Annotated in this window: 17 protein-coding genes and 2 other annotated features; of the genes, 2 read left to right on the plus strand and 15 right to left on the minus strand. The window is 43.5% G+C overall.

Annotated elements, in window-relative coordinates; translation table 11 throughout:
* The 3 genes from ACNAZ4_RS17365 to ACNAZ4_RS17375 form a co-directional block, all read right to left on the minus strand.
* Positions 1–237: a hypothetical protein gene (locus ACNAZ4_RS17365; protein WP_415816395.1), complete on the minus strand. Its 237-nt coding sequence runs from the start codon at positions 235–237 to the stop codon at positions 1–3.
* 125 nt (positions 238–362) lie between these two features.
* On the minus strand, positions 363–1,430 hold the full coding sequence (gene mnmH / locus ACNAZ4_RS17370) for a tRNA 2-selenouridine(34) synthase MnmH (RefSeq protein ID WP_415816397.1): 1,068 nt from the start codon (positions 1,428–1,430) through the stop codon (positions 363–365).
* Between the two features lie 119 nt (positions 1,431–1,549).
* Positions 1,550–2,128 carry a hypothetical protein gene (locus ACNAZ4_RS17375; protein WP_415816399.1) on the minus strand — a complete coding sequence of 193 codons (579 nt, stop codon included), beginning with the start codon at positions 2,126–2,128 and terminating at the stop codon, positions 1,550–1,552.
* A gap of 360 nt (positions 2,129–2,488) precedes the next feature.
* Here ACNAZ4_RS17375 and ACNAZ4_RS17380 point away from each other — a divergent pair, with 360 nt between their 5' ends.
* The gene (locus ACNAZ4_RS17380) at positions 2,489–3,088 is read left to right on the plus strand and encodes an SAM-dependent methyltransferase (RefSeq protein ID WP_415816401.1); all 600 of its coding nucleotides are present in this window, start codon (positions 2,489–2,491) and stop codon (positions 3,086–3,088) included.
* A 163-nt stretch (positions 3,089–3,251) separates the two neighbouring features.
* Here the strand turns inward: ACNAZ4_RS17380 and trpA are convergent, their stop codons facing one another.
* The 8 genes from trpA to ACNAZ4_RS17420 form a co-directional block, all read right to left on the minus strand.
* Positions 3,252–4,022, minus strand: coding sequence for a tryptophan synthase subunit alpha (trpA, locus tag ACNAZ4_RS17385; RefSeq protein ID WP_415816403.1), 771 nt, complete (start codon positions 4,020–4,022; stop codon positions 3,252–3,254).
* Positions 4,022–5,227: a tryptophan synthase subunit beta gene (gene trpB / locus ACNAZ4_RS17390; RefSeq protein ID WP_415816405.1), complete on the minus strand. Its 1,206-nt coding sequence runs from the start codon at positions 5,225–5,227 to the stop codon at positions 4,022–4,024. Before trpB ends, trpA begins: the two co-directional genes overlap by 1 nt.
* On the minus strand, positions 5,228–5,845 hold the full coding sequence (locus ACNAZ4_RS17395; protein ID WP_415816407.1) for a phosphoribosylanthranilate isomerase: 618 nt from the start codon (positions 5,843–5,845) through the stop codon (positions 5,228–5,230). It abuts the gene before it with no gap.
* On the minus strand, positions 5,835–6,629 hold the full coding sequence (trpC, locus tag ACNAZ4_RS17400) for an indole-3-glycerol phosphate synthase TrpC (protein ID WP_415816409.1): 795 nt from the start codon (positions 6,627–6,629) through the stop codon (positions 5,835–5,837). The genes ACNAZ4_RS17395 and trpC overlap by 11 nt, the downstream gene beginning before the upstream one ends.
* Before the next feature lies 1 nt (position 6,630).
* The gene (gene trpD / locus ACNAZ4_RS17405) at positions 6,631–7,656 is read right to left on the minus strand and encodes an anthranilate phosphoribosyltransferase (RefSeq protein WP_415816411.1); all 1,026 of its coding nucleotides are present in this window, start codon (positions 7,654–7,656) and stop codon (positions 6,631–6,633) included.
* On the minus strand, positions 7,640–8,242 hold the full coding sequence (locus tag ACNAZ4_RS17410; RefSeq protein ID WP_415816413.1) for an anthranilate synthase component II: 603 nt from the start codon (positions 8,240–8,242) through the stop codon (positions 7,640–7,642). Before ACNAZ4_RS17410 ends, trpD begins: the two co-directional genes overlap by 17 nt.
* Positions 8,223–9,620 (minus strand): anthranilate synthase component I, encoded by a 1,398-nt coding sequence (gene trpE / locus ACNAZ4_RS17415; protein WP_415816415.1) that lies wholly within the window; start codon positions 9,618–9,620, stop codon positions 8,223–8,225. The genes ACNAZ4_RS17410 and trpE overlap by 20 nt, the downstream gene beginning before the upstream one ends.
* A 58-nt stretch (positions 9,621–9,678) precedes the next feature.
* Positions 9,679–9,934 (minus strand) — a binding site (T-box leader).
* 71 nt (positions 9,935–10,005) lie between these two features.
* Positions 10,006–10,252: a binding site (T-box leader), on the minus strand.
* A 61-nt stretch (positions 10,253–10,313) separates the two neighbouring features.
* A complete protein-coding gene (locus ACNAZ4_RS17420; protein ID WP_415816417.1) occupies positions 10,314–10,955 on the minus strand; it encodes an MOSC domain-containing protein in 642 nt (213 codons plus the stop codon).
* 171 nt (positions 10,956–11,126) lie between these two features.
* Between ACNAZ4_RS17420 and ACNAZ4_RS17425 the strand changes: the two genes are divergently transcribed.
* Positions 11,127–12,398: an MFS transporter gene (locus tag ACNAZ4_RS17425; protein ID WP_415816419.1), complete on the plus strand. Its 1,272-nt coding sequence runs from the start codon at positions 11,127–11,129 to the stop codon at positions 12,396–12,398.
* Between the two features lie 31 nt (positions 12,399–12,429).
* On the opposite strand, the gene ACNAZ4_RS17430 is transcribed toward ACNAZ4_RS17425, so the two are convergent.
* The 4 genes from ACNAZ4_RS17430 to ACNAZ4_RS17445 all read right to left on the minus strand — a co-directional run bounded on the left by ACNAZ4_RS17430 (position 12,430) and on the right by ACNAZ4_RS17445 (position 16,582).
* On the minus strand, positions 12,430–13,191 hold the full coding sequence (locus ACNAZ4_RS17430) for an alpha/beta fold hydrolase (protein WP_415816421.1): 762 nt from the start codon (positions 13,189–13,191) through the stop codon (positions 12,430–12,432).
* 245 nt (positions 13,192–13,436) lie between these two features.
* Positions 13,437–13,556: a putative holin-like toxin gene (locus ACNAZ4_RS17435; protein WP_415816496.1), complete on the minus strand. Its 120-nt coding sequence runs from the start codon at positions 13,554–13,556 to the stop codon at positions 13,437–13,439.
* Positions 13,557–13,694: 138 nt separating this feature from the next.
* Complete coding sequence (locus tag ACNAZ4_RS17440; protein ID WP_415816423.1) at positions 13,695–14,495, minus strand: DUF2935 domain-containing protein; 801 nt, start codon at positions 14,493–14,495, stop codon at positions 13,695–13,697.
* Between the two features lie 227 nt (positions 14,496–14,722).
* Entirely contained in the window at positions 14,723–16,582 is a 1,860-nt protein-coding gene (locus tag ACNAZ4_RS17445) for a PTS fructose transporter subunit IIABC (RefSeq protein ID WP_415816425.1), read from the minus strand.
* Positions 16,583–16,591: the final 9 nt, after the last annotated feature.

The following is a 16,591-nucleotide window of genomic DNA, read 5'->3' on the forward strand; positions in this document are numbered from 1 at the left end:
TTAAAGACTCATCATAGTCACATACATATTTTTGGGCGCGAATAGGTTATTTCTTTTCTCAATTTGATTTGTCTCGATCATTTCATTATGTTCAACAGGTAACTCAATGTGACCGCAAGTGATGCTCTTTTGGAACCTTGAACCTGCGTTGAATATGTCGACTCCATCATTATTGGTGAATCCAACCCTTTCTTCATGCAGCGAAAAACGATGATGACAAGTTTTTGATTCGCTCATATTCCAGCCTCCTACGATATAGTCCCTTACTATATTATATATCGAATTATCCAAATATTAAGTGATAAAATTCATAAAGAAAAGGAAAGCAATTTGAATGCCTTCCTTTCTTAATTACCATTCCATCAAATCTTTAAACCACTATTGGAATCAAAGAGTGTATGTTTTATTTTTTTTTCAAGTTGTACCAAAACATCAGGCGCATCCGCATCAATTTCATGAAAAGGACCTGAATACTCCTGAAGCGCATGTCCATAACGAGGATCATAATAATGAATTAACAGGATTTCGATCAGTTCCCGGTAATTCTTTTCTTTCAAGGCAATTTGTAGTGATGTTGCTGCATCTTGGGAAACCCGTCTCAAAAGCTTAGAGACCTTTTCCTGTACTTCTTCTTCAAACCATTTTTCTTCTTTGAAAGGATGGACATACTCGTTATATATTCGTTCAACCCTGTTTGGGATTGAACTTTTTACAAGGAAATGAACTCCGTCAGTCTTTTTCGCAATCATCTCTTCAGGTTGCGCGGAGCGTCCGATTCTCTTGCTTTCCGCCTCAATGATGAAATAATTCGATTCTTTTATTTCATTCAGCCGATCAAACAGCAGTGAATCAAACGTTTTTTGATTATGGGCATCTCCCATCCCAATCATTCCAAAAATCGAGCCTCTATGATTGGCTATTTGTTCAAGATCGATTACAGGATAGCCTTTTTCCTGCAGGGATTTTAAGAGTTCCGTCTTGCCTGTGCCCGTCATTCCATGCAAGACCACTGCCTTAGTCGGCAATAACTCGGGAATTTTTTCTAAAATGTATTCCCTGTAAGCGCGATAACCGCCTTCGAGGCGATAGGAAGGCACGCCTGCATATTCCAGGAACGAAGCAACAGAACGGCTCCTCATCCCGCCTCTCCAGCAATGGATAACAGGCTCCGCACCAGTATTTTTCAGTTCTTTAATTTCACCAAGAAGGCCTGGCAGCTTCGGGGAAACAAACTCCATCGCCCGCCATTTAGCTGCTTCTTCACCTGATTGTTTGTAAAGCGTCCCGATTTCCTGTCTTTCCTGATCGGTAAACAACGGTATGTTCACTGAACCCGGAATCGGTGAATCCTTATGCTCGATAGGAGCTCTAACATCTACTGGGATATATTTACTTGAGCTGATTAATTCTTGGACAGATATGTCTTTCATTTTTCCGATTGACCTCCATGGTCCTTAAAGTGAAACTTTAGTCCCACTCCTACATCATTTTTTTATAATCTCCATCGTACCATAATTTTGGCAAGAAAAAAACCGCAGTGCATCTGCGATCAACACGAAAACTTAATTCCAACTAGCTTGCTGATGGCCCGGCAAAATTCCACCCATTCTTTCGGGAATGCTTCAAGGCCTTTGCTTTCATATGTCTTTTCTTTCGTTTTAAGAGCAACTGACCAACTGGTGCCATCCACGATGATTCCCTCTGTTTGGTAATCTTCCTGCCAATCCCACAACCTAAACGAATACAAGTGTTTCTTGAATTCTTCTACGCTGCCATAGTTCCCCGTCCTTAGCGGTCCTGGTGCTTTCGAATCAAGGTGCCACTCAAAATAGGTGAATGTATTTCTTTTAAAATCTATTCGCACTCTCATCTCTGGACCCGGGTACCCATGCAGGACAACTGTCAGCATCAATGGTTCTTTATCTGGCCTGATTGAGACAGTGTCTTCATTTAGTACGAACACTTCTGTATTCCCAGTGATCAAAGTTTTAATATATGAAGGTTCAATAATCAGTTTCGTATGATGAAATCGGTCAGGGACCTGCTCATTCATTTCGTCGCATATGACTGGAATCGATGCGGTTCCCTTTTCTTCGAGTATCATGAGCATCGCTTCGTACATTTTCATATCGCTCAACTTCCTTTGTCAAAACTAAATATCTCGTCTAATATTTTACTATTTCTGTAAAGCTTAAATAAAGTATATATAATATTATCAAAAAAGTACTGTAACATATCGCACGTTTTTGTAAAAAATAAATCAGGTTGACTACGACGAAAAAAGGCAAATTATATCCTCGTTCGACCTTTCTTTGTAGTTTATTGTCTTATCTTGCGCTTTCCCGAGAAATAATTTTCAGAATAAACCAAAAATAATAAGTTGAGCAATATTTCTTCATCATAAGTTGCTGCTGATTTTATGTGGAGTTTAAAAAGAGACGAAAACTGGTATAAAAGAGAGAAGCAGCACTCCAGGGGTGACATAAAAATGATTGAATCGATCGCAAAACAATTCGAGAAGCCTAAAGGAATTCTTGGCAAGCTTGCCGGGACTGTCATGTACTTTGAGAATAGAAAAATCAACAGGTGGAGCCTCAATAAGCTTCTGGTCCAAAAAAATGACCGGATTCTTGAGATCGGTTACGGACCTGGATACGGAATTAAGACGTTAATGTCAAACTACAAAACAATTTTAGTGGACGGAATTGACCTATCCACCAAGATGAAGGATGAAGCGACAAGGAGAAATAAAAGATGGATTGAAACGGGGCAAGTCCAATTGACAGCAGGTGATGTGGCCGACTATCATCCCGATCATTGTTACAATAAAATGATTTCTGTCAATAACTACCCTCTTTGGGACAAACCATTGCTTTCATTGAGAAGATTATATAAGTTACTCGAAGTGGGTGGAAGGATTGTCCTTACTGTCCAGCCTCGTGAAGAAGGATCTACCGACGAGACGGCAAGACAGCTAGGTAAGCAAATGAAGGAAGATTTGCTTAATAGCGGATTCCAAAACCCGGAAATCTCCTTTTTAAAAGTAAGGCCGGTGTTGACTGTATGCGTCACCGCAGTAAAAAAGTAACCGCTGCTTGAAGATCAAGCAGCGGCCTTTCTGTCGGTAAATGTAAAAAATTTTCGCTTCGATCGTTGCTTTTCGTACAAATACACAATTCCGTATTCTACAAAGGTTCTGAGGATACGCGATAATTAAGCAACAAAGTCTACGAAAAGAGCCCATTGAAAGGTCAAACACTGATTTTTTCTGCAGAAAGAATCAGTTTCTTGATTTCCTCTCTTTCACCCTGTTCGAATAAATCGATTATTTTACTGCCTACAATGACTCCATCACAGTGCTTGCAGACTTCCTCGACTTGTTCTTGTGTTGAGACACCGAATCCGGCTAATACTGGCACGGAGCTCTCACTTTTAACAAAGGACAGGAACTCAGCAAGGTCTTCACTGAAATTATTTCGTGAACCGGTGATTCCTGTAACGGTTACTGCATAGATAAATCCTGATGCACTTTCAGCAATCTTCTTTATTCTTTCCTTTGGTGTCGTTAATGTGACCAGCCTGATCAGCGATATTCCATTCTGTTCAAATGGTGCAAGGACTAACTCTTCTTCCTCCAGCGGTAGATCAGGGATGATGCAGCCAGAGATTCCGGCATTGGCAGCATCAAATGCAAAAGCTTCAATACCATAGGCCACGACAGGATTTGAATAGGTCATTAATATCAAAGGGATCTCTATCTCAGTTTGGTATGATTTTAAATCATTCAGCACCTTTTTTACGGTGATTCTTTGAGCGAGCGCTCGGATTCCTGCTTGTTGAATCGTAGGGCCATCGGCAACGGGATCGGAAAAAGGAATACCAATTTCGATCGCATCTGCCCCTGCGTCCTGCAGGAAGAGCAATCTATCCTTCAGCGCTTCCAGTCCGCCATCTCCAGCCATTATATAAGGTACGAACACCTTTTTCCCTTTTTCAGTCAGTGCCTTTTTAATTCTATCCACTATTTCTCTCCTCCAATCAGATCTTTAATCGTCTGTACATCTTTATCGCCACGGCCAGATAAGCAGACAACGATGTTCTCATCTTTACTCATTCCGCCAGCAAGCTTGACTGCATATGCAATGGCATGTGCGCTCTCCAAAGCAGGGATGATCCCCTCTAATTTCGAAAGCAGCTGAAAGGCACCAAGTGCTTCGTCATCTGTTACGGATTCATACGTAATTCTGTTAATATCGTGCAGATAGCTGTGTTCAGGACCAATTCCAGGATAATCCAAACCAGCTGAGATCGAGTGGGCCTCCTGGATTTGACCATCCTCATCCTGTAACAGGTACATCATTGCACCATGCAGGACGCCTGGTTTTCCTTGCGACAGGGATGCAGCATGCTTTTCTGTTGTGAGTCCTAAACCTGCAGCTTCGACCCCATAGATCGATACGCTTTCATCTTCAATAAACGGATAGAATAATCCAATTGAATTGCTGCCTCCGCCAATACAGGCAACTAGAGCATCGGGCAGCTTTCCTTCTTTTTCGAAAAATTGCTTCTTCGTTTCTTTGCCGATGACACTCTGAAAATCGCGCACCATCTTAGGAAACGGATGGGGGCCCATCACAGATCCCAGAATATAGTGCGTGTCCCTGACGTTCGTTACCCAATATCTGAGTGCCTCATTGACGGCATCCTTTAGTGTCCCGCTCCCTGCATCGACACTGATCACTTTTGCTCCAAGCAGCTCCATCCTGAAAACATTCAACTGCTGGCGCCCGATATCCTCTTTCCCCATGAAAATCACACACTCCAAATTCAGCAAAGCACAGACTGTTGCAGTGGCAACTCCATGCTGTCCTGCTCCTGTCTCGGCGACAATCTTCCGCTTGCCCATCCTGACTGCCAGTAAAGCCTGCCCGACAGTATTATTGATTTTATGTGCTCCAGTGTGGTTCAGATCTTCTCGTTTAAGGTAAATTTTAGCGCCACCGGCATGCTTGGTGAGATTGCCGGCAAGGTATAAAGGAGTTTCCCTCCCCACGTAATTCTTCATTAAATTTTGCAGCTCGGATTGGAATCCCTCATCTTCCAATGCCCGGTTATATTCGTTCTCTAGTTCAAGTACAGCCTGCATCAGTGTTTCTGGAACAAACCTTCCGCCATAATTCCCAAAATGCCCCTTTTCGTCCGGTAAATTATAAGTGCTTGTAGTCATTTAAACTTCCTCCCTTTGATCTTTTGCATTATTTATAAAGTCTTTTATTTTCTCATAATCCTTTTCCCCATTCGACTCGACTCCACTGCTGACATCCACCATGAAAGGATTGACCATGGCACTTGCTTTGCTGATATTCCCCGGGTCCAATCCACCCGCCAAAATGATATTTGTCTTTGACTTGCCGATTGCTTTAGCCAGCTCCCACTCAAAAGTTGAACCATTTCCTCCCTGAAATTGAGCCGGAGGACTGTCTAGGAGTAAATAGTCCGCTTCTATATCGTCAAGTTTCTTAAGATCCTCCGGTGACGTAACGGAAACTGCCTTGATCAACGGCAGCCTAAGTAATCGATAGTCAGCAGGATTCTCATCCCCATGAAGCTGGATATGGGTAAGACCTGCAGTTTCCGCTATCTGCTTAATTTCTGCAACATTTGTGTTCACAAAAACTCCTACCTTCCAGACAGAGTCTGGTAAAACAGCAACAATATTTCTGGCCTCTAATTTTGTAATTTGTCTTTTGCTCCTTGCAAAAACAAAACCAAGAGCATCAGCCCCGTTTTCAACCGCATTCAGAGCCGCCTCTGTTGTTTGTATTCCGCAAATCTTAACCTTCATGTCGATCCCTCACTACAGGAACGGTAAATTCCCGGAAGGTTTCTAGTAAATCAGCGGAAGTCATGAATGTCTCCCCAATCAGCACACCGCTTGCACCTGCTGCAGCAGCACGGACGATGTCTTCCTTTGTTTTCAAGCCGCTTTCACTGATTAGAAATGCTCCGGCTTTTTTCACAAGCGGTCCAAGCTTCTCGGTATTTTCAAGATTGACCTCGAATGTCTTCAAATCACGATTATTGATACCAATGATTTGAGCCTTTATATGGAGAGCTTTTTCCAGGTCTGTCTCGTCATGAATTTCAACCAGGCACTCAAGCCCTTTTTCAGATGCATAATCGTATAGCTCTGTCAGTTTTTCCAAGGGAAGTGCCGATGCAATGAGCAAGATGACATCTGCTCCTGCCGATATGGCCAGATCAATCTGGATTTGATCAACGATAAAATCCTTGCAAAGAACTGGCAGGTCCACTGCTTCTCTGACTTTTTTTAAATCTGTGAAAGAACCTTTAAATCCTTTTTCATCGGTTAAAACGGATATAGCCGCTGCACCCGCTTTGGCATAAAGTTTCGCTTGCCGCGCAGGATCTAATGAAAGATTGATATCTCCTTTAGAGGGTGATGCTCTCTTGAATTCAGAGACAATGGCGACATTGTTGGCCTCTTTTAAAGCTTTGACCAATGATCTTGGTCCGGAATGAGGTTCAGCAATACCAACTCCCGCATTTCTCATCTCCTCCACTTCCACTCTTTTACGTTGAATGATTGAATCGAGTATTGTGCCCATCTCATCCTACCACCTTTTTGTTTTGATTGCTGACGCTGATTAAATTCTCCAGTTTAGCCCGTGCCCTGCCTGAATCGATGCTTTCGGCTGCTATCCCAACTCCCTGCAGAATCGATTCTGCCTTCCCGGCTGTATATATCCCCAACCCTGCATTCAGCAGGACTGTATCCCGGTGTGGACCTTTTTTTCCTTGAAGAACCTGAAGCAGGATCTCTGCATTGTCACGGGCATCCCCACCCATAATCTTGCTGTTATCGTATAGAGAGAGGTTCACTTCTTCTGGATGAAGCTTCATGCGCTTGATTTCCCCTTCTGAAACGAGGACCATCTCATTTTCACCGGCCAGCGATGCCTCATCCATTCCCCCCGCTCCATTGATGACAATGGCTCGCTTCCTGCTGAGGTTTGATAGCACATGTGCAAATTTATCAAGCATATCCCTGCGGTAAATACCAAGCAGCTGGTAATCAAGCTGAACAGGATTTGTCAGTGGCCCAATTAAATTGAAGATTGTAGGGATTTTCAGGTCTCTTCTTACCTTCATGATTTGTTTCAATTTCGGATGGACATGTGGAGCAAAGAGAAATGCGATTCCATTCTGTTCAAGGATTTCTTCTGTTGCTTCTGGAGTGAAGTCCAGGCTGACACCGAGAGCTTCCAATACATCCGCGCTTCCTGTCTTACTCGATACGCTTCTGTTTCCATGCTTTGCTACCGTGATACCGGCTCCGGCAATGACAAATGCTGATGTTGTGCTGATGTTAAAACTCTTTGAACCGTCCCCTCCCGTTCCGCAATTATCCAGAACATTCGGTATTTTCTTCGTAAAATGGAGAGCATGTTTCCTGATTGCTTTAACTAATCCGGAAACCTCTTCTGCTGTCTCGCCTTTTGATTTTAGTCCGGTCAAAAACGATGCAATCTCGCTATCCGTCGTTTCCTGCGTGAATATTCCCCTGACAGCTTCCTCCATTTCATGTTCCAGCAGCGAGTTGCCTTCGATCAGCTTTTCAAGATAATGTTTCATAAGAGTATATCCCCTTTCTGATTTCGGTTAGAAAATTCGCTAAAATCTGCTTTCCGTTCTTCGTTCCAATCGATTCTGGATGAAACTGAAGTCCGTATAACGGATAATGATTATGCTTGATTGCCATGATTTCTTCGTCATCGTCAGCTTCAGCCAGCACTGTAAAATTTCCATCAAGCGTCGTACGGTCAATCACCAGGGAGTGATATCTCATTACTTCAGGCCGTTCTTCAAGGTCCTTCATCAGCGAAGTTCCGGTATGACGAAGCCGAGACTCTTTTCCATGCCTGATTTTTTTAGCCTTGATGATTGAGCTGCCAAATGCATAAGCTATCGCCTGGTGGCCCAGACATATACCCAGAATCGGGATTGAGGACGCCAATTTTTTTACAGTTTCTACACAGATCCCGGCTTGTTCCGGCCTGCCCGGTCCAGGCGAAAGGACTATTGCCTCAGGTTCCATCCGTGATATTTCCTGGACCGTTAGTTTATCGTTCCGGACTGTTTTCACCTCTGCACCCAGCTCACTTAGATACTGGTAAAGGTTATAAGTAAATGAATCATAATTATCGATCAGTAGAATCATGGCCTGCCTCCATCAATGCTTTTAATTTATGATTTGTTTCATCAAACTCTTTCGCCGGGTCAGAGTCATATACAATGCCTGCCCCCGCCTGAAGATATCCATTGCCGTCCTTGACAACCAAGGTTCTGATTGCCAGTGCAAAATCCATGCTTCCACAAGCCGAGAAGTAACCGACGGCCCCTGAATAAACACCTCTTTTTTCTGTTTCAAGCTCGTTGATGATTTGCATCGCGCGAATTTTCGGGGCCCCTGACACTGTTCCAGCAGGCAGGCATGCCGCCAACCCATCGATTGGGTGGGCATCTGGCAAGAGCCTTCCGCTCACCTCTGATACGAGATGCATGACAAACTGGTACCTCTCGACAGCCAGGAATTTATCAAGTTTGACGCTGCCGACTTCACATATCCTGCCTAGATCATTCCTGGAGAGATCGACGAGCATCTTATGTTCGGCCAGCTCCTTTTCATCCTCCACTAATTCCATTTCAAGTTCTCGGTCTTCCTCTGCTGTATGCCCTCTTGGCCTTGTTCCTGCAATAGGATTAGTGATCATCGTTCCATTCCGGTATTTCACAAGGCTTTCCGGAGATGTACCCGCAATTGCATAGCTTTCAAAGTCAATGTAGTACATATAAGGGGAAGGATTACCAACACGCAGCTTTCTGTAAAATGAAAATGGATCTCCTTTGGCTTCCGCCGTAATCCTTCTTGATAACACAACCTGAAAGATTTCCCCCTCTTCAATCAGGCTCTTGGCTTTCCTGACAGATTCTTCATATTCCTCCCTGTTTTGCGAGGATTTAAAATCTGATAGTGAAAATCGACTGCCAGGCTGTTTTTTTATTGGCGAATCAAGTTCTTCTTTGCGCTTCTTGATTTTCTTTCTAAGTTCGTCATTGCTGTAACCTTGAAAAGGAATGCCAATCAAGCTGATTTTCTGTTTAAGATGATCAAACATGATAACTTCATTGAAGAACATCAAGTGTGCTTCAGGCATATCGAGAGGGTCTTCCTTCATCGGTCCGATATCTTCAAACTCCCGAATGAAATCATAGCTTACAAAACCGACCCCGCCTCCTATAAAAGGAATATCAGCTTGGGGCTTAACTTGCGGAAGCAACTCTTTCAGCGCCTGGGAAAATGATATCTGAAGTTGTTCCCTGCCCCCTTCCCTCAACAGGTATGTCTCTTCCTTTCCCTTCAATAGCTCGAAAACAGGATCACAGCCAATAAAAGAAAAACGGCCGGAATCGTTATGTTTATGGGAACTTTCGAGAAGGAATTTTTTCTTTCCGGAAATCATTTGATATACAGATATCGGTGTCAATGTATCTCCCTCAATTTCCTCGACCAAAACCTCTGGTGCTTCTGTGTTCATATAAATCCTCCTTAGAAAAATAAAAAAGTCCCCTATACATGCACAGAAATTGTGCTGTATAGAGGACGATTACGAATGGACCGCGGTGCCACCTCTGCTTGGAACTTAAAAAAGTTCCCTCTCTTCAAGTACAGGGAATCTAAAGTGATTCCGATATACCCTATCCCTTTAACGGAGGAAGCCGGGCAGCCCTACTGTCATTTCAGGCTGCCTCTCACAAGGCCATTCAGCAGGCATTATCGTACCGGTTCACACCATTCCCGGCTCTCTGTAACGAAAATATCCTGCTTACTCTTCTTGCTCATCGAGTTAACATAATAATATTATTGTTTTTTAGGGAAGGCTGATTTTTTTACAAATAAAAAAGGGCCCTCTCCTTATATAAAATAAGGACGAGAGACCCGTGGTGCCACCTTGATTAGCTGTTAAAACAGCTCACTTTACAGCATCAAGCCTAATTGCTTAATGCTTGCCTTTTGTAACGATAAGGCCTGTTCGCCAAAGCCTACTGCCTGATGGGTTCGGTTTGGAAGCTCGGAAGTCCATTCGCTGCAACAGTTACACTGATTCTCACCAACCATCAGCTCTCTTAAGCACCCGTTCCAGTTACTACTCTTCGTCATCACTGTGCGATATATTGTTTTAAATGATATGCTCAATAAATATAAATGTCAATAGAAAAAATACAAAATTTTAATTTTTCTGCTTTAAAAGTTTATTCAATTCTTGTTTCCAAGCCTCTGCCAGGCCTTCTGTTCCGATTAGTGATTCAATTGCTGCAACGTCATTCCTGCGATGAAAAAGAATATCATTAGCTTCGAGTATGGAAAAATCCTCTTGAACCCGATCGAGCAATATGATTTCCGCCTCTTCATTGACCAGACCTTCCTCAAGCACCCTGAAAAAATAACCGGTGTAACCCGTCTGGACAACTTTCTTCAATAAAAGGTCAATTTGATTGTTTTTAGATATCTTCGAACATGGAATCCGGCCCTGCGACACTTGTACAGTCGCTTCCCCCAACCGGTAAATATCTCCTATGTATACGTCCGACTCTTTCATTCCATGTGCGGAAATATTCTCGCCAAAAGTGGGTACTTCAATACTTTTATTGAATTCTGATGACCATTGCCGATAATGTTCAGCCGGGTAGAAACAAACAGCCCGATCAGGACCTCCATGAAACTCTGTGGCTGCTACTCCATCCCCCTCGAATGAACCCATTGCAAGGAATGCTTCTTTTACACTCTTCTTCCCAATCGCGGATTCCTCTGTCTTTCCTATCCAGTTCTTCAACTCAGGCTTCCCTATATGTAAATACAGAATCTTCCCCATGTTCCTCCACTCCTTCCTTACTTTTCCAACTATTTTATCCTTTCCGCGGGAAAAATACCATAGTCTCCTTCAGATTAAAAGTGGACTTGCCATTACCATAAAAAGACACCATTTTTTCTTCCGTTTTCGACCACACTAAAATTAGTATGAATTTAAAGGCAGGTTTCGAAGATGAATCATATTGAGAACTTGTTTCCAAAATCCGGGAGTCTTTCAGGTAAGAAAGAAAAGGATACAAATAATGATCCTGTCAATAATCAAAAATGGGCCATCGTTTCGATCGCATCGATACCGCTTGTAATGACACTTGGCAATTCAATGTTGATCCCCGTATTGCCTGTCATTGAAAAACGAATGAACATATCTGCATTCCAATCGAGCTTGATCATAACCGTCTACTCAATAGTGGCAATCTTTTTAATCCCTGTTGCCGGATACTTATCTGACCATATCGGCCGAAAAAAAGTCATCATACCAAGCCTCATCATCACAGGAATCGGAGGAATCATTTCCGGATGGGCTTCATGGCAAATGGACGACGGATATTGGATTGTGTTAATCGGGAGAGCCCTTCAGGGTGTGGGAGCAGCCGGTGCCTTCCCGATCGTACTGCCACTGGTCGGCGATATGTTCAAAAGCGATGATGAAGTGAGTGGTGTGCTTGGTGAAATTGAAACAGCAAACACCCTGGGGAAAGTCTTAAGCCCAGTCCTAGGTTCATTCCTGGCAGGGTTCATCTGGTTCATTCCTTTTTTTTCTATTCCTGTCTTTTGTGCAATTTCCATCATCATGATGATCTTTCTTGTTAAAAGCCCCAAAAAGAAGAACAAACCATTGCCTTTTAAGGATTTCATCAAAAAGGTAAAACTGATTTTCACTGAAAATGGACGTTGGCTTTATGCCATCTTTTTTATTGGTACAATCGTCATGTTTGTACTTTTTGGAGTATTGTTTTACCTGTCTGATATTCTTGAGAACAAATACGGCATAAAGGATATAAAGAAAGGCCTTTTGCTTGCTCTGCCATTAGGGGCACTTTGCCTTTCATCTTTTATAACAGGTAAAGTAATCAAAAAGAATATGGTGCTTATGAAATGGATCACATTCATCAGTTTAGTGGTACTTGGGATTGCCGTTGTTATGCTCAGCTTTTCAAAGGAATTGTGGTTCCTGATATCCATGTTCCTTATTGCTGGAATCGGCATCGGAGCAAGCCTTCCTCCGCTTGATGCGCTGATCACTGAAAGTATCGAGAAGGAAGAAAGGGGTACGATCACCTCCATTTACAGCTCGATGAGGTTCATCGGCGTTGCAGCAGGACCTCCTATCATCGCTTTGCTGATGAAAAATTCGGACAAACTCATATTCTTCATCCTGTCAGCATTGAGTATAGCGGCAGCGCTTGCAACTTTCATGGCAATCAAGCCTGACAAAAAGGCATAAAGAAACGCATTGATTAGAGTCAATGCGTTTTTCACACCTTTTTCAGCAAAAAACTGGTGATTTCCTTGTTAAAATCCTGCCACTTTTTTACCGGCACCTGATGTGAGACACTTTGGATTATCGCTGTTTCAAAATGTTCAAGTTCTCTCTCATAGGTCCTGAGATGCTGGTTAATAAAATCTTTTGATCCATAAACCAACAACAATGGAACTGAAAGGGCTTTAAGTCTTTCGACACAAGAATAGCCGAGCGACTCATAATAAAAATGAAACCAAGTATTCAAGTCGGTCTTCAACATATGCTTAATAAGCGCGGACCTGTACCCAATATCAAAGGTATGAGCAGTGGCAATTACTTTCGCCAGTGTTTTTGGGGAGTGTTTCACGAAGTACATCCCAAGCAAATGCTCGTACCTTAACGATGGAGAAATGACTTCCGCAAAACCACCGGAGAGGATCAGGGACTTGGTGCGTTCCGGATATGCCAGGGCGAATTCCTGGGCGATGCTTCCGCCAGAAGAGTAACCGCACAATGTCACTTTTTCCAAGCCGATGCAGTCGGCAAGCTGCAAGATTTCTTCTGCATACTTTGGGATAGTGACTTTATCCAATACTGCTGTAGATTCTCCGTGACCGCTTAAGTCAGGGAAAATCACTCTGTATCGTTGGCTTAAAGGCCACTGAAAATGAAACACCTTTCTCCCCATACCCGGCGGGTGGAGGAAAATGATTGGGTCTCCTTCTCCCGCTTCTTCGTAAAAGAGATCACCATATTGCAATTTGCATATTGGCACAGCCAATTCACTCCTTTATGCACGGATTGAGATAACTTCCATAGTATGGACAAAATGCAAGTCCAATCATGCATAAAGGACCATATAACCGTGACATTGACAGTCTTGTATGGTATTCTTGTATTGTAAAAACGAATAAAAAGACTGCCGGTGTTGGCCCACCGACAGCCATTGCAATAGCCGTTCCCATTGAGGATCGGACATGAAACTGCTGGACCTCTCACTCAATTTCGGTTAAGGGAGGTCTATTTTTTTTGGCTCAACGTCAGCACTGCGAGGATGAGGCTGGCAAATGAAAACATAGCCATAAAGGTCTCGAATACTGTCATAGGCATCACCCCCTTCCTTCGGGGTTCGCCGACCATCCAACAGATTTGACTATTGCTTCTCAAGTATAACACACCCTCGTCCAAAACAAGAACACACGTTCTGTAATTAACCAAAAATTAGGGCTAAGATACTAGATGGCCACGGGTGTTAACCATCCAGTATCCACCCTTTTATTATTTAGGTTCCAATCTGGGTTTGCCCGGATCACAATTGGGCTGTTTCATAGCCGTTGCTTCCGCCACCTTTGATAAATAGTAGCACTCTTCCCTGAACATATGGTCAGCCATAAGCGGCGCAAAACTGCCTAATGCCTGTTCAGTCAACTCAAGCTCCTTAAGCTCATCGAGAAACTTCATGAACACCTCGATTTCCATTGAAACCTCGTGGTTCATTCTATCCAGCGCTGGAAATGAGGTCAGATTAGTACGCAGATAACCTGTCAGTTCAACGGCTTTAATATAGAAATCTTCAAAATACTTTACATATTTCTCACTTTTGGCTTTCAAACGTTTTTCAACCTGATCCAGATTACTTTGGATCGCACCAGCATGGCCAGCTGCATCAAGGAGCCAGACGGTATGGTGATGGAGCTCGTGAAATACAGGCGGGACCTCTCCCTTTTTAAGATATTCGAGAATCCGGAGATATTCTTCTACTTCGTTTACCATGTGATTGATAAAGGTAGGACCAAAATGGATTTTCACCTTCCCGGTCAGCATTTTTTCAATTAGCTCCAATTTAAATTGCCTGATTTTCTTCGCTTCTTCTTCCGCTCTCATACTCAAATGGATTAAATCGGTCGTTTCAACCCTCTGCAAAAGCCTGTCAAAAGTATTGATGAAATATTTCGCAGTATCAATTTCCTCCTGTTCAATAGGAGCAAGCGCCTCGAACAGGAACCTCCCGTGATCTCCGAGAATCTGAAGCCAAAAACGATGCTCATATAACGCCGCTTCCTTGAAATCCCCAGCCATTCCAGTTCCCTCCCCAAATATAGCTTCATAAAAGCATATCTGTGTCCTGCGAAAATTATTCATTCAACTGATTTAAACAGCGGGGTAATGACTTGGTTAAATAAAACTGTTGAATTCGTTCCAGACCCTTCGCTTTCCCTAGAATCAACGGGAATAAACTAATATAGAGCTTTAAAAATGCCAAAAATATAAAAAGGCCTGCAGATGCAAAATCTGCAGGCCTTCTATTATCTTGTTACCGGCTTCTTCAGTAAACCAAGCAAGATCGCTGTAACAGCAGATCCTATTACAATCGCAGCCAGGTACAACAGCCATCCGCCATCAACAAGCGGTACGACGAACAAACCGCCGTGTGGAGCTCTAAGACCGATATTGAACATCATTGACAATCCGCCGGCTACTGCAGCCCCAGCCATTGCGGATGGAATCACACGGAGAGGATCCGCAGCCGCAAATGGGATGGCACCTTCTGTGATGAAGGAAAGTCCCATGATGTAATTCGCTTTTCCGGCATCCTGATCTTCTTTGGAGAATTTGCCTTTAAAGAATGTAGTCGCGAGTGCGATCCCTAAAGGAGGGACCATTCCAGCAGCCATGATGGCAGCCATTGGCTCATATACACCGTTCGCAAGCAAACCTGTTCCGAAAACATAGGCTGCCTTATTCACTGGACCGCCCATGTCGAATGCCATCATTAAACCAAGGACAATTCCAAGCAATACAGCATTGCCGGTCCCTAAGCCTGACAACCAGTCAGTAATTGCCTGATTCAAGGCACCTACCGGTTTATTAACAAGGAATAACATGATAAATCCTGTTAAAGCAATACCAAACAATGGATACAAGAGGATTGTTTTTATCCCTTCCAGTGAAGCTGGCAGACTTGAGAATAATTTCTTAAGCCCAAGTACAAGATATCCTGCAAGGAATCCAGCGACCAAACCGCCAAGGAAGCCTCCGCCGCCAGTTGCTGCAAGCACGCCGCCAACCATACCAGGGGCAAATCCAGGTCTGTCAGCAATGCTTAAAGCGATGAAACCAGCGAGAATCGGCACCAGCAATCCAAATGCTCCAGCTCCTCCGCCGATATCCATCAGCGCTTTCGCAATTGGATGATAAGATGGATCCTCTGGATTGAAGGCATTATAGCCAAACATGAAAGAGATTGCGATCAGGATACCGCCTCCGACAACGAAAGGAAGCATATTTGACACGCCATTCATCAAATGCTTATAGATTCCGCCACGGCTTTCTTTCTTTTCTGTCGGCGCATTGCCTGTCGACTTGTAAAGTGGCGCATCCTTCTTAACCGCTTGTTCAATCAGGTCTTTTGGTCTGCGGATTCCGTCGGCAACCGGTACATCGATCAATGGTTTGCCTGCGAACCTTTCCATATCAACCTTGGTATCGGCAGCAATAATGACAGCCTCAGCCTTTTCTATGTCTTCTGTCGTGAGGATATTTTTCGCTCCTCCTGATCCGTTCGTTTCTACCTTGATGTCCACGCCCATTTCAGCCGCTTTCGCTTTTAACGAATCCGCTGCCATGTATGTGTGGGCAATTCCCGTTGGGCATGCCGTAACAGCGATGATGAATTTTCTACTTCCCCCAACAGATTCCTCTTCTTTTTCTTCCTGATCATAACTGTTGATGACCTCAATGACTTCATCTGCTGACTTAGCAGCCATCAGCTTCTCACGCGCATCCGCCTTCATTAAGATGGTTGATAGCCGTGCCAGTGCTTCAAGATGCGTGTTATTCGCTCCTTCAGGGGCTGCAATCATGAAAAATAAATGCGCTGGCTGCCCATCAAGGGAGTCATAGTCGATTCCTGACTCTGAGCGTCCAAAAACGATGGCAGCATTTTTTACAACTCGTGTTTTGGCGTGGGGAATTGCAATCCCATCCCCAACACCAGTCGTGCTTTGTTTTTCGCGATTTAAAATCGCTTCGGTGAATACCTCTCGATCCGTGATTTTCCCCGCTGCTCCAAGTACTTCTACAAGCTCATTGACAGCATCGAGCTTTGATTTGGACTCCATTGATAAAAGAATCGTTTCTCTTGTCAGCAATTCTGTGATTCTCATTGTTCTCCC

It is taken from the genome of Mesobacillus thioparans (assembly GCF_965138835.1).
Classification (GTDB): Bacteria; Bacillota; Bacilli; order Bacillales; family Cytobacillaceae; genus Mesobacillus; species Mesobacillus thioparans.

What these genes read in the sequence shown, in the direction of transcription:
- ACNAZ4_RS17380 (WP_415816401.1), top strand. Translation starts at nt 2,489, where the DNA reads ATGATTGAATCGATCGCAAAACAATTCGAGAAGCCTAAAGGAATTCTT.
- ACNAZ4_RS17375 (WP_415816399.1), bottom strand. Translation starts at nt 2,128, where the DNA reads ATGAAAATGTACGAAGCGATGCTCATGATACTCGAAGAAAAGGGAACC.
- trpD (WP_415816411.1), bottom strand. Translation starts at nt 7,656, where the DNA reads ATGAAACATTATCTTGAAAAGCTGATCGAAGGCAACTCGCTGCTGGAA.
- mnmH (WP_415816397.1), bottom strand. Translation starts at nt 1,430, where the DNA reads ATGAAAGACATATCTGTCCAAGAATTAATCAGCTCAAGTAAATATATC.
- ACNAZ4_RS17420 (WP_415816417.1), bottom strand. Translation starts at nt 10,955, where the DNA reads ATGGGGAAGATTCTGTATTTACATATAGGGAAGCCTGAGTTGAAGAAC.
- ACNAZ4_RS17395 (WP_415816407.1), bottom strand. Translation starts at nt 5,845, where the DNA reads ATGAAGGTTAAGATTTGCGGAATACAAACAACAGAGGCGGCTCTGAAT.
- ACNAZ4_RS17435 (WP_415816496.1), bottom strand. Translation starts at nt 13,556, where the DNA reads ATGGTCGGCGAACCCCGAAGGAAGGGGGTGATGCCTATGACAGTATTC.
- trpE (WP_415816415.1), bottom strand. Translation starts at nt 9,620, where the DNA reads ATGAACACAGAAGCACCAGAGGTTTTGGTCGAGGAAATTGAGGGAGAT.
- trpB (WP_415816405.1), bottom strand. Translation starts at nt 5,227, where the DNA reads ATGACTACAAGCACTTATAATTTACCGGACGAAAAGGGGCATTTTGGG.
- ACNAZ4_RS17440 (WP_415816423.1), bottom strand. Translation starts at nt 14,495, where the DNA reads ATGGCTGGGGATTTCAAGGAAGCGGCGTTATATGAGCATCGTTTTTGG.
- ACNAZ4_RS17445 (WP_415816425.1), bottom strand. Translation starts at nt 16,582, where the DNA reads ATGAGAATCACAGAATTGCTGACAAGAGAAACGATTCTTTTATCAATG.
- ACNAZ4_RS17425 (WP_415816419.1), top strand. Translation starts at nt 11,127, where the DNA reads ATGAATCATATTGAGAACTTGTTTCCAAAATCCGGGAGTCTTTCAGGT.
- trpC (WP_415816409.1), bottom strand. Translation starts at nt 6,629, where the DNA reads ATGGGCACAATACTCGATTCAATCATTCAACGTAAAAGAGTGGAAGTG.
- ACNAZ4_RS17410 (WP_415816413.1), bottom strand. Translation starts at nt 8,242, where the DNA reads ATGATTCTACTGATCGATAATTATGATTCATTTACTTATAACCTTTAC.
- ACNAZ4_RS17365 (WP_415816395.1), bottom strand. Translation starts at nt 237, where the DNA reads ATGAGCGAATCAAAAACTTGTCATCATCGTTTTTCGCTGCATGAAGAA.